Annotated in this window: 16 protein-coding genes and 1 pseudogene; 5 read left to right on the forward strand and 12 right to left on the reverse strand. The window is 32.6% G+C overall.

Annotated elements, in window-relative coordinates:
• Window positions 1-17: 17 nt before the first annotated feature.
• The 11 genes from M4I23_RS05885 to M4I23_RS05935 form a co-directional block, all read right to left on the reverse strand.
• Window positions 18-2,933 (reverse strand): glycoside hydrolase family 3 N-terminal domain-containing protein, encoded by a 2,916-nt coding sequence (locus M4I23_RS05885; RefSeq protein ID WP_249753767.1) that lies wholly within the window; start codon window positions 2,931-2,933, stop codon window positions 18-20.
• Between the two features lie 186 nt (window positions 2,934-3,119).
• Window positions 3,120-4,205 (reverse strand): imelysin family protein, encoded by a 1,086-nt coding sequence (locus M4I23_RS05890; RefSeq protein WP_249753768.1) that lies wholly within the window; start codon window positions 4,203-4,205, stop codon window positions 3,120-3,122.
• 37 nt (window positions 4,206-4,242) lie between these two features.
• Window positions 4,243-5,640 carry a di-heme oxidoredictase family protein gene (locus M4I23_RS05895; RefSeq protein ID WP_249753769.1) on the reverse strand — a complete coding sequence of 466 codons (1,398 nt, stop codon included), beginning with the start codon at window positions 5,638-5,640 and terminating at the stop codon, window positions 4,243-4,245.
• 75 nt (window positions 5,641-5,715) lie between these two features.
• Complete coding sequence (locus tag M4I23_RS05900) at window positions 5,716-6,930, reverse strand: imelysin family protein (RefSeq protein WP_158849811.1); 1,215 nt, start codon at window positions 6,928-6,930, stop codon at window positions 5,716-5,718.
• Window positions 6,931-7,440: 510 nt separating this feature from the next.
• A complete protein-coding gene (gene serB / locus M4I23_RS05905) occupies window positions 7,441-8,664 on the reverse strand; it encodes a phosphoserine phosphatase SerB (RefSeq protein ID WP_158849809.1) in 1,224 nt (407 codons plus the stop codon).
• Window positions 8,665-8,835: 171 nt separating this feature from the next.
• Entirely contained in the window at window positions 8,836-9,321 is a 486-nt protein-coding gene (locus M4I23_RS05910) for an ABC transporter ATPase (RefSeq protein WP_158849807.1), read from the reverse strand.
• Between the two features lie 83 nt (window positions 9,322-9,404).
• Window positions 9,405-10,196 carry a (Fe-S)-binding protein gene (locus M4I23_RS05915; protein WP_158849805.1) on the reverse strand — a complete coding sequence of 264 codons (792 nt, stop codon included), beginning with the start codon at window positions 10,194-10,196 and terminating at the stop codon, window positions 9,405-9,407.
• A gap of 32 nt (window positions 10,197-10,228) precedes the next feature.
• Window positions 10,229-10,591, reverse strand: coding sequence for a hypothetical protein (locus tag M4I23_RS05920; protein WP_158849803.1), 363 nt, complete (start codon window positions 10,589-10,591; stop codon window positions 10,229-10,231).
• Between the two features lie 6 nt (window positions 10,592-10,597).
• Window positions 10,598-11,911, reverse strand: a complete 1,314-nt coding sequence (locus tag M4I23_RS05925) for a (Fe-S)-binding protein (protein ID WP_249753770.1) — start codon at window positions 11,909-11,911, stop codon at window positions 10,598-10,600.
• A 6-nt stretch (window positions 11,912-11,917) separates the two neighbouring features.
• Complete coding sequence (locus M4I23_RS05930; protein WP_158849799.1) at window positions 11,918-12,859, reverse strand: MlaD family protein; 942 nt, start codon at window positions 12,857-12,859, stop codon at window positions 11,918-11,920.
• A 69-nt stretch (window positions 12,860-12,928) separates the two neighbouring features.
• On the reverse strand, window positions 12,929-14,026 hold the full coding sequence (locus tag M4I23_RS05935; RefSeq protein WP_158849797.1) for an N-acetylmuramoyl-L-alanine amidase: 1,098 nt from the start codon (window positions 14,024-14,026) through the stop codon (window positions 12,929-12,931).
• A 163-nt stretch (window positions 14,027-14,189) separates the two neighbouring features.
• Here M4I23_RS05935 and M4I23_RS05940 point away from each other — a divergent pair, with 163 nt between their 5' ends.
• The 3 genes and pseudogenes from M4I23_RS05940 to M4I23_RS19915 all read left to right on the forward strand — a co-directional run.
• Window positions 14,190-16,943, forward strand: a complete 2,754-nt coding sequence (locus M4I23_RS05940; protein ID WP_249753771.1) for a putative LPS assembly protein LptD — start codon at window positions 14,190-14,192, stop codon at window positions 16,941-16,943.
• A gap of 106 nt (window positions 16,944-17,049) precedes the next feature.
• The gene (locus tag M4I23_RS05945; RefSeq protein ID WP_158849795.1) at window positions 17,050-17,430 is read left to right on the forward strand and encodes a RidA family protein; all 381 of its coding nucleotides are present in this window, start codon (window positions 17,050-17,052) and stop codon (window positions 17,428-17,430) included.
• 153 nt (window positions 17,431-17,583) lie between these two features.
• Window positions 17,584-17,709: pseudogene (locus M4I23_RS19915) on the forward strand (DUF4274 domain-containing protein); the annotation flags it as partial.
• 249 nt (window positions 17,710-17,958) lie between these two features.
• Here M4I23_RS19915 and M4I23_RS05950 read toward each other — a convergent pair.
• Complete coding sequence (locus M4I23_RS05950; RefSeq protein ID WP_249753772.1) at window positions 17,959-19,320, reverse strand: response regulator; 1,362 nt, start codon at window positions 19,318-19,320, stop codon at window positions 17,959-17,961.
• 174 nt (window positions 19,321-19,494) lie between these two features.
• Here M4I23_RS05950 and M4I23_RS05955 point away from each other — a divergent pair, with 174 nt between their 5' ends.
• Both M4I23_RS05955 and M4I23_RS05960 read left to right on the forward strand, forming a co-directional pair.
• Window positions 19,495-20,535, forward strand: a complete 1,041-nt coding sequence (locus M4I23_RS05955) for a GMP reductase (protein ID WP_249753773.1) — start codon at window positions 19,495-19,497, stop codon at window positions 20,533-20,535.
• A 229-nt stretch (window positions 20,536-20,764) separates the two neighbouring features.
• Window positions 20,765-24,097: a DUF2126 domain-containing protein gene (locus M4I23_RS05960; protein ID WP_249753774.1), complete on the forward strand. Its 3,333-nt coding sequence runs from the start codon at window positions 20,765-20,767 to the stop codon at window positions 24,095-24,097.
• The last annotated feature ends 8 nt before the right edge of the window (window positions 24,098-24,105 follow it).

The raw sequence follows: 24,105 nt of genomic DNA on the forward strand, positions 1-24,105 counted from the left end.
TTTATAAACTATACCTTTTAATCTTCAATCGCTTCATAAATTAAGCGCTGTATTTCTGTTCTAATATTTGCTTTTAACAGCAAATTTTTACCTGCATTAGGGTACGTTCTATTTGCCATAAAAATGTACACTATTTCTTCATCAGGATCTGCCCATGCATAGGTTCCTGTAAAGCCAGAATGCCCAAAACTTTTCATGGATAAACATCCACATGTTGGACCCGCTTCTCCCAATTGAGGTTTATCAAAACCAATTCCTCTTCTATTATTTTGAGCTTCAAAATAACGTGTATTAAACTTATCTACAGTTTCCGGTTTTAAATAGCGTTTTCCGCCATAAAACCCTTTTTGCAAATACATTTGCATAATTTTTGCAACATCGTTCGCATTACTAAAAACACCTGCGTGGCCACCAATACCATCTTGCATAGCTGCTCCCATATCATGTACATAACCTTGTACTCTTTGAAAACGGTAATAATTATCTTCTTCAGTAGGCACAATTTTTTTACTACTTATTTTATGATACGGATTATACATGGTGTTATTTGCTCCTAAAGACTCATAAAAATGTCCTTGCACTAATTGTTCTAGAGTTCTGTCGTAATACTCTTCAATAAATTTCTTTAAAATATAATAAGGAAAGTCACTATAGCGATATCTTAAACGATCTAGCAATTCGGAATCTTTAATTATCTTCGGGATAGAATCTTGATAATCAGATCTTAAAAACAAATTCTTAGCCACTTCAACATTAAACTTCGGACTCCTAACTTTTCTGTAATATTTTGCACTTGGCCGTTTAGTAACCGTATCTAAAGTATGATAATAAAAGGGTTCCCAAGGGCGTAACTGCGCATAATGAGATAGCATCTGTTTTAATGTAATATTTTCTTTATTCGAGCCTTTGTATTCTGGTAAAATTTCAACCAATTTAGTATCGAGCGAAACAATATTCTGTTCTTCCAATTCCATTAACAAAGGCAAAGTTGCTAATATTTTTGTTAATGAAGCAACATCATAGATATCATCGAAACCCACTTTTTCTTTTCCAGCATATGTGTGTTTTCCAAAATTCTTATTATAAATCACTTTACCTTTTCTAGCCACTAAAAGTTGAATTCCCGGTGTCATTTTATGACTTACAGCATAGTTTGCAATAGAGTCTATTCTATTTAATTTTTTAGAATTCATACCTACACGTTCAGGAACTGTGTATCCTAATCGTTTTATGGCATCACTATCTATGCCTTCACCAGCATTATAAAACTGACCTATAGAAACTGGTAATGTCCCTTTTGCCGGAATGGCTCCAAAAATAAGCTGAGCAGATTTTTGCTGAGCGATAGCACTGTTTTGGTAACTCACTATTATGGTCTCAATATTCGCCATTGTTCTTAAATCGGCAAGCGCATAAGGTTTAACAAATACATCGAGAATAACACTATGCGTTCGTGAAATTTCATGTAACCAACCAATCTCTTCTTCAGTAAATTTATAACTTTTCCAAGGATTTGCGTTAGAACGATGTAAACCAATAATTACAGTATTATAGGGTTCCAATTGCCCCATTAATTCTTCTAAAGTATTTCCTTTAACAGCATGCACTTTTCCATACTTTTTCAGCTCATTAAAGAATACATTGCCAGAATCGTCACCCATATTTACATAAGCCAATGTTTTAATTTCCAAATGTGTAATTGGCACTAAGTTATTTTCGTTTTTTACAACGGTAATAGCATTTTCAAGAAGTTCTTCATATAAAATATCATCTTCAGGTCTATTTAAATCTTTAGCAAGGTTTTTTAAACTAATTGGTTTATAATTCTGTAAACCAACTTTGTACTTAGCCATTAAAATCTTTTTAACCGAAAGTTCTAATCGCGCTTCTTTAATTTCACCTCTATTATAAGCTTCTTTAATTTTAGAAACACCAATGCTTACATTTTCAGACATTAACATCACATCATTCCCTGCTTTAAAAGCAGCCAAATCAATATCGCCGGTTTCATCAAAATCTGCGGCACCCTTCATCGTTAATGCATCTGTAAAAATAAGCCCTTGAAAACCTAATCTATTTTTTAAAATATCGGTTACAATGTGTTTTGATAAAGAAGATGGCACACCAGAATTATCTAAGCCAGGAACGTTTAAATGCGCAACCATAACACTTGAAAGCCCTTCTGTTATTAGCTTTTTATACGGATACAATTCAATAGAATCAATACGTTTTTCATCAAAACTGATAGTTGGTAACGTTAAATGCGAATCTTGATCGGTATCTCCATGACCAGGAAAATGTTTTGCATTGGCCAACACGCCAGCACTTTGCATCCCTTTCATAAAAGCAGAAGCTTTACGAGTTACATTATCACGATCTTCCCCAAAAGAACGATTCCCTATAATTGGGTTTTTAGGATTTGTATTAATATCAACTACAGGCGCAAAATTAAAATGGACACCTAAACGTTTGCAATGTTCTCCAATATGTCGACCCGCTTCTTCAACCAATTTATCATCTTTTATGGCTCCAAGCGTCATATTCCAAGGAAATGCATAAGTAGAATCTAAACGCATACTTAATCCCCATTCGGCATCCATACCTACTAAAAGTGGGGTTTTTGATAAAGCTTGTAATTGATTATTAAGCTTAGCTTGCCTATACGGTCCGCCATTAGAATAAATAACTCCACCAATATGATTGTTCTTTACTAAGTTTTCTACCTTAACTTTTGTTGCAGCACTTTGGCTAGACATGACTTGAACCATGTACAACTGCCCTATTTTTTCTGATAAAGATAAAGATGAATAAACACTATCAACCCATTTGTGCTGTGCTTCTGGGTTTGCTATTTCTAAGGGGTTTTTAGAGGTTTGACTATAAATAGAAAGTACCGAAAGCAGACAAACTACCGTAAATTTTATATGACGCATAAAAAGAATTAATTAAGAAACTATTAGTAATTAAGTATAGTACTAATAATCGTGCCAAAATAATACTTTTAAAAGGAAGATGGAAAGACTTTAAGATAGATTTATAAAGAAGTTTATAACAGATTTTAAATTTAGTAAATGAAATACATTTCCTATAAATCTAAAACCTGTTATATAACACTCTAATTAATCGCCATCATTATCGGTAGTTGTTATAATAATAGACAAAATACTGCGCACATCAACGCTAAATAAAACCCCTAATTCATTAAGTTTTTCATGTAAAGTTTTTACCTCTATAGGGTTGCTGGAAATAGCAGTATAAAAATTTGTTGGTATTCCATCAATAGCCGCATAAACCTCTGCAATTTTAGTTTCTATCGCATTATTTAAATCTTCATTATCAACCGTAGCATAAACATAATCTGAAATACCTAAACCCTTTGGGTTAAAATAAACCGCTTCAATACTTTTAATATTATTTTCAAGAATTTTTAATGATGTATGACTGAAATATGCTTGTGAAATTTCAGGATTTGTGTTTTCAGAATTTTCTAAACCTGCAGGCTTTCCTATTTTAGTTATTTTAGCATTATCAATTAAATTGAATAAGCCGTTATACAATAAGTTGAATGAACTTTTTATTCCCGCTTCTTCATTATTGATAAAAGTAGTGGCGTAAGCCCCAGAATTTAAAGTTCCCCAAATAATTTGAAGTCTTTCCGATTGCGATTTTAATTCTAAAGCTGTGTATTTTAAATAATCTCTTCTTTTTTCTGATGCAATAAACCCAGCATTAACAACTGCTAAATCGTCTCCAAAAAGTAAATATTCTAATCCTGAAAGGGTTTTTATTTGAGGACTTAAACTTAACATTAAAGTCTCGGTGATTTCATCATTATTAGTTAATATATTTTCAATTGCCGTTGGTAATGTTGGCCAATTAAACAAAGCCTGATGCATAAACTGCCCACGTACATCACCAATATTAAAAGCGTAAATACTTCCGTACGCTTTCGCGGAAACTTGCCATTGTGCACGCAGAATTTCTAAATCAACTTCTGTTAATGTTTCTAAATAAGCCTCTACAGCAGTGTTTAAACTGATACTTTCTGAAACAAAATTATCTACAGATGGTAAAATATTTTGATTAACAATATCAGTTACAAGTAAATTAACTTTAAAGGAAGGCTCACTACTATCATCTGATGAGTTACAAGTAAACAATAAAAGAGAAATAAATAAAAGTGTTAGATTTTTAATAGTATTCATGGTCTTGTTTTTATAAATCTGAATAATAGATATCTTATTAAAGTGAATTAACGAAACTGATAAGGTTTTCACGATCTTCGGCCGATAAATTCTTGAAATTTTCTTTTATAGTTTCAGCTTCACCACCATGCCATAAAATAGCTTCTTCAATATTAGCAGCTCTACCGTCATGAAGCAAATTTGTATGACTATTTACTGTTGAAATAAGTCCGATTCCCCAAAGAGGTTGTGTTCTCCATTCTGTTCCTGTTGCTAAAAAATCTGGCCTATTATCGGCTAAATCTTCTCCCATATCATGTAATAAAAAATCAGAATATGGTTTTATCGTTATATTTTCTAGATACTCACTTGCCGCATCTGTTCCTGTTTTTTGATTAATAGCATGGCACCCTATACAATTTAAAGACGTAAAAAGAACTTTTCCTTTTAATACATTTTCTTCTTTATAATTCCGTCTATTAGGGACAGCTAAATGAGCTTGATAAAAAAGAATTTTATCCAATTGCTCATCGGTAACTTCTGGTTCTCCACCATTAATGGCATCTTCACAATCTTGTTGTGGCGACGGACAATTTGTTTCAGAGAAAAGAGATGTTGTTAACCCCATATCTCCATGTAAAGCCCCTGCAACTTGTTGCTTTAATGTTGGTGCATTAGCTTTCCACCCATACTTTCCTAAATCTTGCTCGTTTAAATCATAATTATAAACATAATTTGCACGACCAGAAATACCATCATTATCAGCATCAGCTTCATCTTCAAACTTAGTAATTTCATCATCTGGTAAAGCACTAATTAAGCCTAAACCAATGGTTTGCTGCGCTACTCTTGGAGACATTAAAACTCCCGCTAAAGAACCAAAAGATTCTTGAGAAAAGCTATAAATTGGTTTTAGTAACTCGTAAGGTGTACCATCTGCATAAGTCCCTGTTATTGTTTCATAAGCAGCAACTACCTTAGCCTCAAAATCAATACCATTATTAGCACGATCTTGAAGTTGTGTACCATAGCCTAATACAGGTAAAGCATCACCATTACTATCCTGACCAGGTGAACTTAACCGCATTAAAAACCCACTAGAATCTTCGCCATTTATAAAAGCTTGACCTCGACCATCTTTAAAGTGACATGTTGCACAAGCTCTCGCATTAAATGTTGGCCCTAAGCCATCACGAGCAGTTGTTGATGCAGGAGAGGACACCCAGGTTTGATTAAATAACGAATTACCAGATGCAAATTCCGCTTGTTGCACAAACGATAAACCGCTTATTTCAAAACCAAAAGCATTACTACTCGTAGAATTTACGCCTAATGCACCCGTTAATAATTCCTCTCCTTCTTCATATTCTGCTTCAGCAATTGGTTCATAATCATCATTAGAACAATTAAAAAAGCTCAATGTTAGAACAAAGAATAATATAATTTTATGCGTCATTTTGAGTTATTCTTTTAAATAGTAAAATCTCGAATATAATATTCGAGATTTCACCTAATAAATAATTTATGTTAATTATAAACTAATTCCTACTGTAATAGCCGATGCACTTATCTCATCTGCCCAGTCTTGTAAAGCAACAACACTTTGCATTACAACACCAAAGTTAGCGTCTGTAGAACTCTCTAAAGTAATTAAGTAATCGAAAGGTTCCGCATTATTAGCAATAGCGTTAACTTTTTCCATAGCTTCATCAGCAGCATCTTTTAATTTTTGAGCTTGTTCTTCATCATTTGCTTTTACTAAATCGTAAAAAGAATCACCAGAAATACTTCCGTAGCTGCCAAAAACAACATTATAAACCCCTTGAGCATTTGCCCAAATATCTTGATGCGTGTTATCACTAAAACATGAGTGCTCATCTTCTTGACCTAGGCCATCTATACCATCTGTAGAATCTACTGGTGCAATAATACGTTCTGAACTTAACTCATCTCCAGCGATAAAAAAGGCACCATTAATAAATTGTTTTAATGCTACATCTTCATCTAAAGCCTCAAAAACTGTACGGTAATCTCCATTAGGAGCCCAAGTGGTTGTTAAAGCGTTTAAATCACTAACTAATAAATCTGTAGCAGCTTCTAAATATTCAGCTCTACGATCTGCATCATCTGCTATAGTATAATCTGTATAATCACGTTGCCCTGGTAAATCTTCACTTGGAGTTGTATTATCTTGCCCCCAAAGTAAAAACTCAATAGCATGCCATCCAGTACTTATTGATTTATCTGTTGTTTCTTCATTTAAAGAAGCTAAAGTAGCTTCATCAATAGTGACGCTAGTATCAGAAATAATACTTGTAAAACTTCCCGCGTAAGTTTCTGTGCCTGTTGCCACATAATCAATATAACTTTCATCAATAGGCCAAGCGTTAAGTTGCCCTTCCGTGCCAAGACTCCAAGATTCATTTTCGGTGTCTATTGGCCCGTTAGCTTCTCTAAAAGCTTCAGTTTGACCATAAAAGTCACGAGCTGCTAACCAAGCTGTTTTTGCTGCTGTAAAGTTAGCATCGGTAGGTGTTTCAATAAAAACATCTATAGCGGTTTGTAAAGATACAGCCCCGTTGTAGCTATCTAAATACGATTGGTAAACAAGGTTTGAATAATTTTCTATAACGGCAGACCTCTCTACAGTTACAGATGGCTCTCCTCCATCATCATCGTTAGAACACGCAGTAATGAATAGAGAGATAGTTAATAAATAAAGTAAGTTAATTAATTTAAATTTCATGTTTTTATTTTTATTTAGACTTAATATAAATAGAAATGCAAATATATTTTCTTTTTGGAGAAAACAAAATTTATTTAGATTAAATATAAATAAATTTTAAAAAGTATCATCAAGCAAGCATGTATCTAGATATAATAAAGTCCAAATATTGTTTTGTAGTCGAAAATAAAAAAGATAAAATTCTTCCTTTGGTCGATGTTATTGAAAAATCTAAAGAGTTTAATTCAAAATTACACGTCATTAATTTCGATTTGGAAGACTTAGACCCCATTTCCCCCTCTATTAGAAACATTTAAAGAAATAATGTATTAGCAACAATATAGATATCGTTTGCTTAATTAATCATAAACAAAATTTCTATCAACGCTTGTTATTCTTAATTTAACTGAAGATTTATAGTATATCTTCGACATCCAGATAATGGCTACTTATTGTGATTAATAACAACAAAAAAGCTCTAAATAATTTTAGAGCTTTTTCCGTTATAAAATATAAAGTAAATAATGCTTATTATTCAATTAAATCAATATGCCTGTCATGATAACCCAATAGGTATAAAACACCATCCAAACCAATGCTAGATATAGAACTTTGTGCATTATCTTTTACTTTTGGCTTTGCATGAAAAGCAATACCTAAACCTGCAAGGTTAAGCATTGGCAAATCGTTTGCGCCATCACCAACAGCAATAGTTTGGCTAATATCAATACCTTCTCTTTTGGCTATTTCTTTTAGATATTCGGCTTTTTTGTTTCCATCAACAATATCTCCCAAATAACCACCTGTTAACTTACCGTCTATAATTTCTAATTGGTTGGCATAAACATAATCCATGCCCAATTCTTTTTTTAGATATTCCCCAAAATAAGTAAAACCACCCGAAAGAATAGCCGTTTTAAAACCGTAGCTTTTTAAAGTATCAATTAAGCGACGGGCACCTTTAGTTATGGGCAAGTTTACAGCTACATCATGCAAAACATCTTCACTTAACCCTTTTAAAAGTTTCATTCTTTGTTTAAAACTTTCGTTAAAATCAATTTCACCTTGCATAGCAGATTCTGTAATGGCTTTAACTTCATCTCCTACTCCTGCTAGTTCTGCTAATTTATCTATAACTTCAGCTTGAATTAAAGTTGAATCCATATCGAAACAAACTAAACGACGGTTTCTACGATAAATATTATCTTCTTGGAAAGCTATATCAACATCGAGATCATTCGAAATTTGCATAAATTTTGCAGTGACTTCAGCTTTATTATCAATTTGACCACGAATGGAAAGTTGAATAGATGCACGTGGATATTCGGCTTCTTTTTTAAGCGATAACCGGCCTGTCAATCGGGTTATAGAATCAATATTTAAATTTTTATCTGAAATGACTTTAGTCACTTCAGATATTTGTTTGGCTGCTAATTTTTCACCTAAAAGTGTCACGATATAACGATCTTTTCCTTGAAGCGTTACCCAATCTTCATATTTATCTAAAGAAATTGGAGTAAACTTAGCCGAAATACCAAGTTCATATGCCTTAAAAAGTAAATCTTTTAAAACAGATGCCGATTTCTTTTTAGATTTTATTTCGAACAAAATACCAAGCGACAATGTATCGTGAATATTGGCCTGACCAATATCTAAAACTTTTGCACCATACTCGGCCAAAACACCAGTTAAACTAGATGTTAAGCCCGGTTTATCCTGCCCTGAAATATTTAATAAAACAATCTCTTTAGCCATAATTTAGTTTTTACTTTTTTCAAAGATGTAAAAATCATTATTCTATTTGAATTATGAAAGTTTTTTATAGAATAAAACACTTTGCACCGTTCTTGTAAAATATCACACTACCATTAAATAAAACGAAAAAAAAACACCCAAAAATTTTAATTATTTGTGGGTGTTTCAATTTTATTTTACAAATCGGCTATGCCAGCTTTCGCTTGCAGGAACTTCCCAATTTTCTTTAAACTCACCTACTGTTGCAACTAAATTATTAAACACAATGGTATTTTTAGAAACGGCTTTGTCTTTAGCCATTTTACGAAAATCTATTAATGTTTTATATGCTACATATTCGCCTTGTTTGTACGATACATTCATTTTATCCATTAAATCGACATTGTAATCTTTTTCTAATTGCTGAATAAAACGTACTGAAGCATCTATAGAACAACCAGATGCTTGGCTCATACTTTGGTTTACTCCTATTATTATAAAACGCTTATATTTTATGGTATAGCCCGATTGTAAATCACTACCATGTGCTGTCCAATTTTCTATAAAAACATTGAGTTTATCATGAATTTCTTCTAACTCTTGTTCGTTAAACGAACGATTTGCTTGGTATATCCAAACACGTGATTCTTCGGGTAATATATTGAAATCTACTAACATTATTATTTTTTACGAATTATAAAAGATGGTATTGATTGTCTTCGACAAGCTGAGACTGATAGCTTCTATTTAATTAACTTTAGTTACAAACCTTGAGATTGTGCAATTAATTCTGCTATATCCAAAACCGTAATTTCATTTTCTTTTTCCTTTAATTTTACGCCATCGCTCATCATAGTCATACAATAAGGGCAAGCCGTTGCAATTATTTCTGGATTGGTTTTAAGAGCATCTTCCGTACGAAGTTCATTAATCTCCTTATCCCCTTTTTCGGCATCTTTAAACATTTGCGCGCCTCCTGCTCCACAGCATAATGCAGTAGCCTTGCTACGTTTCATTTCTAGAAGGGTAGCATTTAATGAAGCTAAAACATCTCTAGGTGCATCATATTCCGAATTTGCTCGTCCTAAATAACAGGGATCATGAAAGGTAATACGCTTACCATTAAACACACCATCCTTTATATCTAGTTTTTTAGTTTCAATTAATTCTTTTATAAATTGTGTATGGTGCAGAACTTCGTAATTTCCGCCTAAACCCGGATATTCATTTTTTAAGCAATTAAATGAATGTGGATCGCAAGTTACAATGCGTTTTACTTCATAAGCATTTAGAACTTCTATGTTCATCATGGCTTGCATTTGAAACAAAAACTCATTTCCTGCACGTTTTGCAACATCGCCAGTACATGTTTCTTCAGTTCCTAAAACAGCAAAATTAACGTTAGCTTTGTTTAATATTTTAACAAAAGCACGTGTTATTTTCTTGGCTCTATCATCATAACTTCCAGCAGAACCTACCCAAAATAAAATGTCGGGCTGTTTGCCTTGTGCCATGAGTTCTTCCATGGTTGGTACGTTTAGTTGTTCGCTCATTTTTATTCTTTTCTAAATTAAAATGGATAATTTTAATTATTTGGATTTATATCTTCTTCTATTTCAAAATCTTCTCTTTTTAAACCAGCTAAATCTTTTTTAGAAACTCTAATATATAAAGCATGTTTAAATGTGCCGTTTGTAAGTCTAACATTTTTATCATTACGAATTAAAAATGTTCTTCGATATGCCTCTTCTGATAATTTTTCTATTTGAAACTCTGTACAATAATCACAAAACACCTTTTTAACCTTAATCTCCACTGGATGGGTATCGACATAATCAATAGCAGCATAAACTTTTATTTGCAATGAATCTTTTTGATATCCAACCTGAGATAGAACCCGATTAAAGCAAAATAAAGTAATAGTTAATATAATTAAAGAGTATCTCATTCATTATTATTCATCTTTCCAATTCAAACGGTCCATTTGATTATATGGCCATGGTGCTCCATTATTTTCAATATTGGTCATCATGTTATTAAGTTCTGTTGGTGCCGCACTTTGTTCCATAACGAGGTAACGGCGCATTTCGATAATAATAGATAATGGATCGATACTTACTGGGCAGGCTTCTACACAGGCATTACAACTGGTACATGCCCAAAGTTCTTCATTTGTGATGTAATCTCCAAGTAATTGTTTACCATCATCTTTAAATTCACCATTGTTGGCATCGATATTTTTACCAACCTCTTCGAGACGGTCACGTGTGTCCATCATTATTTTTCGAGGTGATAATTTTTTACCTGTTAAGTTTGCAGGACACTCGCTAGTACAGCGTCCGCACTCGGTACAAGTATAAGCATTTAATAAACTAACCCAACTTAAATCTTGCACATCGCTAGCTCCAAATTTAGCAGGAGCTTCGTCTGTTTCGGTTTCCGGTTGTGCTGCAAATGGATCTGCATTTGGATCCATCATGAGTTTTACTTCATTGGTAACAGACTCTAAATTATTGAATTGCCCTTTTGGTGTTAATTTACCATAATAAGTATTTGGAAACGCTAATAATATATGTAAATGTTTCGAAAAATAAAGATAATTTAGGAATACTAAAATACCAATAATATGTATCCACCAAGCACTACGCTCTATAACATGCAAGGTAGTTTCCGGTAAACTTGAAAATAACGGCGATATAAATTGACTGATAACGTTTCCTGAATTTAAGGCTTGAAAATGAAAATCGGTAGTATTCATAAACAAGAATAGGGTCATTAAAACCATTTCAAAATATAAAATGAAGTTTCCATCATTTTTTGGCCAACCCGTCATTTCACTTTTCCAAAAACGTTGAATTTTTATTACATTTCTACGGATCCAAAATATGATTACAGCAATAAAAACAAGAATTGCTAACACCTCGAACGTGCCAATTAAAAAACCGTAAACAGATGTTGGTAATAGACTTAAGCCTATACGATGTGTGCCAAAAAGCCCATCAATTATAATTTCAAGTACTTCTATATTTATAATAACAAATCCTACATAAACAACAACGTGCAGAAATCCAGAAATTGGGCGGCGCACCATTTTACTTTGCCCAAGGGCAATGCGGGCCATGTTCTTCCAACGTTGAGGCTTATTATCATTAACATCTACATCTTGACCGAGTTTAATATTTCGGAAGAGCTTTTTTACATTATTTGCAAAATATCCAATGCCACAAATTAAAATTATAGCGAATACTATGTTTGGTAAATATGTCATTTATATTTAGTTAGTTTCAGGTTCTTTATACGGGATTTCTTTTTTAGAAAGAATTCTAGTATAACGGTTTGGGTGTAATTTAAAATCTTTTAAAAGAGATTCTAATTCTTCGGTTGCTCCTTCTAAATTATTGTATAAGGCATCGTCTTTAAGCAGTTTGCCCATAGAACCTTCTCCCTTTTCTAGGTTTGCCATTATATTATTGAAACTAGCTAAAGTAGTTTCAAGATTTTTCATAGTTGCAGCTAAATCAGATTTAGAAAGTGAACTCGTCATTTTTGCTAAATCATTACTTGCAATTTCTGCATTTGTTAAAACCGTGGTAATTTTAGATTCATTAGTTTGCATAATTTGATTCAAAGATTTTGATGTGCCTTCAAACGATTTCATAGTTACGCTTAAACTAGCCAAACTTGTTTTTAAGTTGGCTTTTCCCTTTTCATCTAAAACATCATTTAAATTTGAAATTAATGCATCAGCACTCGTTAGCATTTTTTCGATTTTACCTTGTAATGGCGTTAATTGGTTTGCAAGAGCGTCTGTTAATCCTACTTTTACCGTTCCGTTTAATACACTTTCACTTTCGGCGTTACCTGCCTTATCAAAAGCTGGTAGAATAGCAATAGCCTTTCCTCCTATTAATCCTGTATCGTATAATTGTGCTGTACTATTTTTCGAGAATTCAAAGTCATTATCTACCATTAGTTTTACTAATAATTTCCCTGAGCCGTCCTCCTTAAATTTAATACTAACTACCTTTCCAACGTTTAGTCCGTTTATGGTTACAGGTGTAGATGGCACCAAGCCTTCAACATTATCGTAAACTGCATAATAAGTTTTAGAACTATCTAATAAATTTTGTCCTTTTAGGTAATTAAAACCAAAAATAAAAAGGAGAATTCCTAATAATACTAATATGCCTGTTTTTACTTCTCTAGATATTTTCAAATTGTATATTCTTTAAATAACAAAGACAAATTTAAGATAATTTTAAAAAGAATGCTTGTAATTTCTTAATTACCTTTTTAAAGCTTCGCTAAGACTAATTTTTTTACCATTTTTAAAAGCTACAACAAAGCTTGATTTATAGCCTTTGCTTTTTGCATCGCTTACCAATTGCTTTGTTTGTGTATAATTTGATGTAGAACCATAATAATACTTATATAAACTACCCGTTTTTTCTTTAGAAATATTAGATAAACCTTTAAAATTGTATGGCTTAGTTACTAGAGATTTTGAACTTGCAGCTATTTGAATTTTAAAAGTAATATCCTTATATATTTCATCGCTAGTAGAAGATGTTTCTATCTCTTCTTCTTCAAAAATAGTATGCGCCACATTTTGTTCTAAGGATGCTTTATATTGTAAAATAGCATCGGTGACAGCCTTAGCCATCTGTTGTTGGCCTTTTTTTGAATTTAAAAATGCACCCTCTTTATTATTGGTTAAAAACCCTAATTCTACCAAAACACTTGGCATTACTGTTTGGTGTAAAACAATAAAACCAGCTTGTTTAACACTTCTGTCTTTTCTTTTTAATTTTCCAACAAAGTTTTTTTGAATTAAACTTGCTAACTGAATACTTTGATCTAAATAATCTTCCATTCCCATCATTATACTAATTGCAGATTCTGGTGAATTTGGGTCGTAACCCGAATAATTTTGATGGTAATTATCTTCCAATAAAATTACTGAGTTCTCCTTTTTAGCTACCTCAAAATTAGTTTTATTTCGGTGTAAACCTAAAACAAAAGTTCCTGCTCCATAAGCTTGTGATGTGTGCGAATCGCAATGTACAGATACAAATAAATCGGCTTTAGCTTTGTTTGCTATCTTTCCGCGTACAAATAAATCTATAAATTTATCAGATTTACGAGTATAAATTACTTTTATATTTGGGTTTTTCTCTAAGGCACTTCCAATAGCTAAAACTACTTTTAATGCAATATCTTTTTCTTTATAACCATTTCCTAAATTCCCAGGATCTTTTCCGCCATGGCCTGCATCGAGTACAACTACAAATTTATCAGCGTCGTTATTTCTATTATTTGCATATGAAGAAAATGTTAATACTAATATAAAAGATACGAAAAGTAATAAGGTGTTCGTTTTCATGAGATAAATAAGATTGTGTTTTAAATCGGTGTATTGAAAAATGTGGCTATTCTAAAATAAAAAGTATGCCTTTTTTAAAATAATAACGATTAAAATACTCAGTTTAGTTTAATTTTAAATTTTTCTTAGAATATAAAACATTCACAGAAAAATATATGTAATTTTGGCTTTTCAAAAACCGAGCCATACTTTTACAAAAATACATTTAAAAGCGTTGCAGACAAACAACTTTAATATACTTTTTGCACTAAGTTTTACCATGTTTATTAACATGCTAAGCTTTGGGCAAGACATCAAAAAAAAGACGGATTCTATTATACCTTCTGTTGAAAATCGGGTGACTATAAAAACCGACAGTGTACTAGTACCAATAATTGATGAAAAAGTTCAGGATTCCATTAAAACCGATTCTATTAAACCTAAAAAAGGCCTTTTAGAAAATAAAGTGGTTTATAGTGCTGTAGATTACACAACCTTCAATCAAATAAAACATAAACTGTACTTATATAATCAAGCTAAAATTGATTATGGTGATATGAATATTACTGCAGGAAGTATTATTGTAGATTATACAACAAACACCGTTCGTGCTCGAGGTATTATTGATACTACTGGCGAATACACCCAAAAACCCGTATTTACCCAAGGAAGTAGTGTTGTAGAGCCTGATTCTATTATTTTTAATAGCAAATCGAAAAAAGCACTTATTTATAACTCGAAAACCGAACAAGGTGAAGGAACTGTAATTGCTAGTATTACAAAAAAGGAAAACGATTCGGTTTACTTTTTAAAGAATGCAAAATACACTACAGCTGAAAACCTTGAAGATCCAGATTATTACATAAAACTTAGAAAAGCTAAAATTGTTCCAGGAAAAAAGATTGTAACAGGCCTAGCCAATTTATTTATATATGATGTACCTACACCAATAGGTTTACCCTTCGCTTTTTTTCCACAAACTGAAACACATACATCGGGTGTAATTTTACCAAGTTTTGGAGAACAAAACGATCGAGGTTTCTTTTTACAAAATGGTGGATATTATTTTGCGGTAAGTGACAACATAGATTTAACTGTTTTAGGAGATTATTATACTAACGGAAGTTACGGGTTAAGAGTAGAAAACACTTATGCAAAACGTTATAAATACAGAGGTAATTTAGCCTTTAGATATGAAAGCTTAATTACCAGCGAACTTGGCTTTTCCGATTATGCTAAAAACACGTTATACAATTTACGTTGGTCGCATAGCCAAGATGCTAAAGCTAACCCTAACTCACGTTTTTCTGCCTCGGTAAACCTTGGTAGTAGTAATTATTACAGTGGCTCATTAAACCAAGTAAATCTAGCAAACCGATTTAATAATACGTTATCATCTTCGGTTTCTTACTCTAAAACATTTCAAGGCGAACCGCAAGTTAGTTTAAGTTTAACAGCTACGCATTCGCAAAATACGCAAACAGAAACTATTAATATGACCTTGCCTACCTTAACTGGTAGTATTGGTAGAATGTATCCTTTTGCTCCTAAAACAGGATCTAAAAAAGGGATTATTCAAAATATAAATTTACAGTATAATTTACGTGGTGAAAATAGAATATCAACTACCGATTCTTTATTCTTTAAAAAGGAAATGTTTGACGATGCTAAAACTGGATTTCAACACACTATTCCTTTAACAACCAACTTTAAATTATTCAAATATTTTAGTATGAGTACAAGTACTAATTTTAATGAAGTTTGGACGTTTAAAACCATTGATAAAAGCTTTGATAATACAACTAGAGAAACAGTAACTGAAACAGTTAATGGCTTCGATTCTTTTAGAACATATAATTTTAGTACGAGTTTAGGAACTACTATTTATGGTATGTTCGATTTTGAAAAAGAAGGTAAAGATCCAAAAATTCAAAAAATTAGGCACGTTATGCGTCCGTCTATTAGTTATAATATAAATCCGGCTTTCGATAAATATTATGATACTTACGAGGTTGTTAGTGCTGATGGAGAAACGGTTGAAGATGTTTCATTTACTCGGTTTGAAGAAAGTATTTTTGGTACTCCTGGACAGACTTTTTCTAGTTCTATGGGGATTTCATTATCCAACAATTTTGAAGCAAAAGTTAGAGATAAAGATAGTACTGCAACCGAACCAAAAAAGGTTGTTCTATTAAACAATTTAAACTTTTCTACATCTTATAATTTTGCAGGCGACTCTTTACAATGGAGTCCGGTAAGAATGAGTGGTGGTACACAACTGTTTGATAATAAATTAAGTTTGAATTTTGGAGCTACTTTAGACCCATACGCTTTGGATAATAACAATAATAGAATAAATACTTTTAACATTGATAATAACGGAAGTCTATTTAGGCTAACTAGTGCCAACATGACAGCTAGTTGGTCGTTATCTAGTGATAAAAAAGGAAAAAAGGATTCTAAAGACGATGATAGAAACCGTGATGAAAATTTACAAGGTGGTGGTCGAGACGATGATATGTTCGGTGTATCTCAAGATTTCTCTAAACCTATTCCTGAAAAAGACGATAAAGATAAAGACACCAAAAATGCTTTTTATCGCTATAAAATCCCCTGGAGTTTACGTTTAGCTTACGCTGTAAATTACTCCAACTCTACAAGGCAAAACGAGATATCATCGCATTCCTTAATGTTCTCTGGAGATATTCAATTATCTGATAAATGGTCTATTGGAGCATCCTCTGGTTACGATGTTAAAAACAATGGTTTCACCTCTACTCAACTTCGCTTTGAACGTGATTTAGAAAGCTGGAGAATGAATATGAGTTGGGTACCTTTTGGAACTTATACCTCATGGAATTTCTTCATTGGTATAAAATCTAGCCTTTTACAAGATCTTAAATATGAAAAACGTAAATCGGCAGATACTCAACTTTAAAATTAACTATTCCTTTATTGTTTGTACTGAATAAAGTGTAAATTTATTATTTTTATAGAAACATTTCGTTGATTTTCAACTTTACAAAAATTAAAATACTTTTTAGATGAAAAAAATAATAACAACAACTGAAGCTCCAGCTCCTATCGGACCATATAATCAAGCCGTTTTAACAGGAAACACATTATACACATCTGGACAAATAGCTATTAACCCAGAAACCAGCGAGCTTGTTTTAGAAGACATTAAAACAGAAACTACACAAGTTATGCATAATCTAAAAGCTGTTTTAAAAGCGGCTGATATGACTTTCGAAAATGTGATTAAATCATCAATTTTCATAAGTAACATGGACGATTTTGTTAGTATTAACGAAGTTTACGGAAGTTATTTTAACGACGCCACTGCTCCTGCACGCGAAACAGTTCAAGTTGCCCGATTACCTAAAAATGTAAATGTCGAAATTAGCGTTATTGCTGTTAAGTAATCTTTATAAATCTGATAGTCTAACCAAACAAGATATTGGTTATTAAGAATAAATTTTATCCAATTTTCTTTTGGAGAATGTGATGATGAAAAACTTCCTGATTTCAATAAATTTAAAACTCTAAATTTAGACGAATAATCCTATCTCGCGGACCATTACAATTGGAACGATGGAACAACTATATTAAATTGGATTATTGATAGCCCAAAATGTAACAAAGTAATCGCTTTATTGATTTTTTGGAGAGCTATACCTGATTTTTATTTTGATTATACTTAAGATTAGATAGAAAATCATGAAAAACCAGTGTGGAGTTTACTACAAAAGATCTTAAATAAATTTAAAAATAACGAATTTATAAAATATCGATTAAAATTTAATCCACGGGGAAGGATATAAAACAGATTGGAAAACAGAAATAGATATTTGGAAAATACCTGTAGAAATAAAAACAACAGCTAGAGGTAAAAGCCTATAATATAAGGTTTTCAGAACTCACCTTATTTAGTCCTACTATATTATTGCCTCTTAAAGCGCATACTTATTTAATAACTTTTTTAGCTTTGGCAGTTCTATTGGCTTTGCTAAAAAATCGTTTGCTCCTGCTCGTTTTGCGCTTTCAATATCTTCTTCAAAAGCACTTGCCGAAACTGCTATTATCGGTGTTTTATGTTGTGCGTATTTTTTAGTTTTTATAATAGCTTCCGTAGCTTCATACCCATCCATATCTGGCATGTAGATATCCATAAAAATCATATCGAAATCTAAAATTTTATAAAGCTCCACAGCTTCCAAACCATTTTTTGCAAACGTACAATCGGCACCTTGTTTCTCTAATAAAAACTTAATTACTTTTTGGTTCATTCTATTATCTTCAGCAACCAAAACATTAAATTTAGCATTCAAAGTTTTCGATGGCTCTTCAACCACATTAACATTAAGCGTCTTTTTTAATTGAAGGCTAAAATAAAAGGTAGAGCCTTCATTCTCTTTACTTTCTAGTTTTAAAGTTCCGCCCATCAATTTTACCAGTTTGCGCGAAATCGACAATCCTAAACCTGCACCGCGATAATCTTTAATAATAGCAGCCGGAATATTACTATCCCCATCAAAAAAGCGTTTTACTTCATCTGAACGCATACCTACTCCAGTATCTTTAACATAAAACGTCACTATTTTTTCAGTATCAATACCAACCGTCTGATCAATTATTATCGATACTTTTCCAGAATTAGTAAACTTAATAGCATTATTAATCAAGTTAATCAACACTTGCTGAATTCTAGAAGAATCGCCATAAACCAAAGACTTATCCTTTTCTTCAAATAAAAATTTAAAATCGAATTCTAAACCTTTTTCCCAAGCTTGGTATTCAAATACTTTAAATAAGTGAACTAAATCTTGTCTTAAATCGATGGCAATAAAATTCAATTTAACATCACTAGTATCCACTTCTGCATTATCCGTAACCATTTTTACCAATTGTAATAAATGCATCGATGAAAACTCTGCAATTTCAACTTGAGCAACCTGATCTTCATCTAAATTTGTTTGCTTAAGCATACTAAGCATACCCAAAACCGTGTTAAGTGGGGTGCGAACCTCATAACTCATGTTTGCTAAATAAATAGATTTATGTTCGGCTAAATCCTCTGCCTTTTCTAAATCTATCTTTAATTCTTTTATTCTAGTCATTAAATTTTCTTTAACGACATCATTTTTTAAAAGATTTTTTAAAAAAAATTGTAAAAGAAAAACCTGGACTACAGCAAGAATAAAGAGAGATATAGCGGCTGCTTCAACATAAATTTTGCCATCAACAAAAAAATAGCCAATAATTAAAATGGCCACAATTGATATTAAAATAGAAAAAGATAATTTCTTTTTCATTTTTATATATTTTATTGACTGCAGAAAAAATTTCATTGATCTTGGTTGGTTAGGGAAACATAAAATATGTTCATTAAAACACTAATATAATTAATTAGTCTCTCTTATTTATATTCTTTTTGTTTAATTTTAAATTTTATTAAAATAACTAATTTTAAAAGATAAATAATCATAATGCGCATAGAAAACGAAATAAAATTAGGATTTAAGGATGTTATGTTTCGCCCAAAAAGATCCACTCTAAAAAGCAGATCGGAAGTAAGTCTAGACCGAGAATTTAAATTTTTACATAGTTCGACAGTTTGGAAAGGCATTCCAATAATGGCCGCAAACATGGATACTGTTGGTACTTTTGAAATGGCTAAAGCCCTTGCTAGTAAAGGACTTTTTTCTGCAATACATAAGCATTATTCATTATCGGAATGGACGAGATTTTTATCTTCTATTTCTAAAAACGATTTAAATCATATTGCTGTTAGTACTGGTATTGGTGAGCATGATTCCGAAAAACTAGCCGAAATATTTAAACTAAAACCAGAATTAAAATTTATTTGTATTGATGTTGCAAACGGTTATTCTGAATATTTCGCAGATTTCGTGAAAAGCACCCGAAAACAATACCCTGATAAAGTTATTATTGCAGGAAATGTGGTTACAGGCGAGATGGTAGAAGAACTTATTCTCTCTGGTGCCGATATTGTAAAAGTTGGTATTGGTCCTGGATCGGTATGCACTACACGAGTAAAAACCGGTGTTGGCTATCCTCAATTATCAGCAATTATTGAATGTGCCGATGCTGCCCATGGTTTAGGAGGACAAATTATTAGCGATGGTGGTTGTACAACTCCCGGAGATATAGCTAAGGCTTTTGGAGCTGGTGCAGATTTTGTAATGCTTGGAGGCATGCTTGCTGGACATGATGAAAGTGGTGGTGAAATTATTAAAAAAAATGGTGAGCAATTCAAGAAATTCTATGGTATGAGTTCCTCTACGGCTATGGAAAAACATGTTGGTGGCGTTGCCGAATACAGGGCTAGTGAAGGAAAAACAGTAGAAATACCATATAAAGGACCTGTAGAAAGCACCTTACAAGATATTTTAGGAGGGTTACGCAGTACGTGCACCTATGTTGGGGCATCTAGATTAAAAGAACTCACAAAACGGACTACATTTATTAGAGTTAATGAACAAGAAAACAGATTTTACAATTCGTAAAAAATAAATTTTCTGTATAATTTATGATTTTTAGTGTTTATCAAAAAAAAGGTAAACAATCCCTAAATTCGTCATATCATCAATTTTCGTCATTATAATTTTTAATGTTTTAATAATTTAACTAATCGGTTTAGTTTTATTTAAAACTCTATTTTACTGAGAAAATTAATGTATTTTTATAAGAATCTTTTTTACTACTAAATTCATTTAAAATAAAACCACAAAATTTATGGCGTTAAAAATTGTAATCTCACACAAAACAAAGTATAAATATGATAGAGCTGTAAATCTATCACCACATATTTTTAGATTACGTCCTGCTCCACACAGTAGAACTCCAATTGAGGCTTATTCAATAAAAATAAAACCTGAAAATCAATTTTTTAACTGGCAACAAGATGCCTTTGGAAATTATTTAGCGAGATTAATTTTTCCTGATAAAACAACCGAATTATCTGTTGAAGTTGAAATTATTGCTGATTTAAAAACTATAAACCCATTCGACTTTTTTGTTGAAGAATCTGCGGAAGAATATCCTTTTACATATTCTGACACCATTAAAAAGGAACTTCTACCCTATTTAGAAATTACAGATGATGGCCCGCTTATTCACGAATTCATTAAAACAATAGATTATACGCCAAGAAAAACAATCTATTTTTTAATTGATATCAATCAGAAAATATACGAATATCTAAGCTACAACATCAGGCTCGACCCAGGTGTTCAATCTTGTGAAGAATCACTTCTGCAAAGAAATGGATCTTGCCGTGATTACGCATGGTTATTTGTTCAAATTCTAAGACATTTAGGTTTTGGTGCACGGTTTGTTTCGGGATATTTAGTACAATTAAAGTCTGATGAAAAATCGCTTGATGGACCATCTGGACCTGAAGAAGATTTTACCGATTTACATGCTTGGGCTGAAGTTTATTTACCTGGTGCTGGATGGATTGGTTTCGATGCTACATCAGGATTATTAGCTGGTGAAGGGCATATTCCATTAGCGTGTACACCTTCTTTTGAAAGTGCTGCACCAGTTTCTGGAATGACGGATGTTTGTGAAACTGTTTTTGAGTTTGAAAACTCTGTAAAACGTATTTTCGAATCGCCACGAGTTACAAAGCCATACACAGATAAACAATGGAACGACATTTACAAACTTGGATTTAAAGTTGAAAAAGAACTAGAAAAAGGTGATGTACGTTTAACAATGGGTGGAGAACCTACCTTTGTTTCTATCGATGATATGGAATCTCCAGAATGGAATACAGATGCCGATGGACCACACAAAAGACAACTAGCAGACGATCTTACCAAACGTTTATTTAACAAATTTGCAAAAGGAGGTTTTTTACATCGAGCACAAGGTAAATGGTATCCAGGTGAGCCATTACCACGTTGGGGAACCGAAATGTGTTGGAGAAAAGATGGCCGTGTTATCTGGCATAACGAAAAACTACTTTCAACATTTGCTGACAACAAAATTGTTCCAGAAAATGCCGATAAATTATTTTTAGACACTTTAACTCAGTATTTAGGTATAACAGATAAGACTATTATGCCGGCTTTTGAAGATGCTTTTTACTTTCTTTGGGAAGAAGGCAATTTACCAACGGATATTGATCCAAGAACAGATAAAGATGGCTCATTAATTCAAAAGAAATTAGGTGAAATTTTAGAGCAAGGTACCTCAAAAGTAGTTGGCTACTTATTACCGCTAAATAATAGCTTTGGTAATTGGCTTACCTGCGATTGGGAATTTAGACGAAACCATTTGTTTTTAACGCCGGGTAATTCACCTGTTGGTTTAAGATTACCATTATCATCACTTATTCATAAATCAGAATACGAAGAATTTCCAAAGTTCGAACCAGATCAATTTACCAAACGTGGTAGATTCCCGAGTTATAAAAAAGTTGCAACTAATAGGTATGCATCATTTGTTAATGGAGAAATAGAGAGCCCAACAACCAATTATTTTATTAGAACTGCACTTTGTGCTGAAGTTAGAGACCAAAAACTCTATTTATTTTTACCACCTCTAGATTGTGCGGAATATTATTTGGATTTGCTTTCTTCAATTGAAGCTACAGCGAGAACATTAAATATTCCTGTAATATTAGAAGGTTACGCAGCACCAAAAGACAACCGATTAGAATCGTTAAAAATAACACCAGATCCAGGTGTTATTGAAATTAATGTACATCCTGCTAAAAACTGGGACGAGCTTACCAAAAATACGTTTACATTATATGAAGAAGCTAAAAAATCTCGTCTTGGTACCGAAAAGTTTATGCTCGACGGAAAGCATACAGGTACAGGAGGGGGAAATCACGTAACATTAGGAGGTGTTTCGCCTGCAGATAGTCCATTATTACGTAAACCAAGTTTATTACGAAGTTTACTTACGTTTTGGCAACATCACCCGGGATTATCTTACTTATTTTCAGGCTCTTTTATTGGTGCAACAAGTCAAGCTCCAAGAATAGACGAAGCACGTATGGAAAACCTATACGAACTTGAAATAGCCTTTAGTCAAATACCGAAAGATGGTGAAGTTCCGTTTTGGTTAACCGATAGATTGTTCAGACATTTATTAACAGATTTAACAGGAAACACACATCGTGCAGAGTTTTGTATCGATAAATTATATTCACCAGATTCGTCATCAGGACGTCTAGGTATTTTAGAGCTTCGTGCTTTCGATATGCCACCACATCCACAAATGAGTTTAATGCAAAACTTATTAGTGCGGACCTTAGTAGCTTGGTTTTGGAAAAAACCATACGAGCACGATTTAGTACGTTGGGGAACCGAATTGCACGATAAATTTCTAATTGAACATTTTGTTAGGGAAGACATTAAAGATATTGTAACTTCATTAAACAGAGCTGGATATAGATTTAAAGAAGAATGGTTTAATCCGTTTTTTGAATTTAGATTTCCTTTACATGGCATGGTTACCATTAATAATATTCATATTGAACTTAGAGCAGCTATAGAACCATGGAATGTTTTAGGTGAAGAAATGACAGGTGGCGGAACAGCTAGATATGTCGATTCTTCTTTGGAACGAATCCAAATTAAAGTCTCTAACTTCACAGAAGAAAGATATGTTGTAACTTGCAACGGTGTTAAAGTAAACTTAAAAGCTACCGCTGTAAAAGGGGAACTTGTTGCTGGTATTCGTTACAAAGCATGGGATCCTTATTCCGCATTACACCCAACAATTGGAGTAGATACACCGTTAGTTTTCGACATTGTAGATACTTGGAACAAACGTTCTATTGGTGGTTGTACTTATTTTGTATCTCATCCTGGAGGACGTTCTTATGATACGTACCCTGTAAACAGTTACGAAGCAGAATCTAGACGAATTAGTCGTTTTTGGGAATCGGGACATACACAAGGAGAAATTAATCCTGTGCAAGAAACGATAATCGATGATGCTTCTTCTAATACAACAGTACAAAAGAAAGGTAGCTCCAAAAAGTTTCATTACAAGGAATTACCTATAAATTATGAGTTTCCTAACACAACAGATTTAAGAAAAAAGTAATTAAAATA

This window comes from Algibacter sp. L4_22 (genome assembly GCF_023473045.1).
GTDB lineage: Bacteria > Bacteroidota > Bacteroidia > Flavobacteriales > Flavobacteriaceae > Algibacter.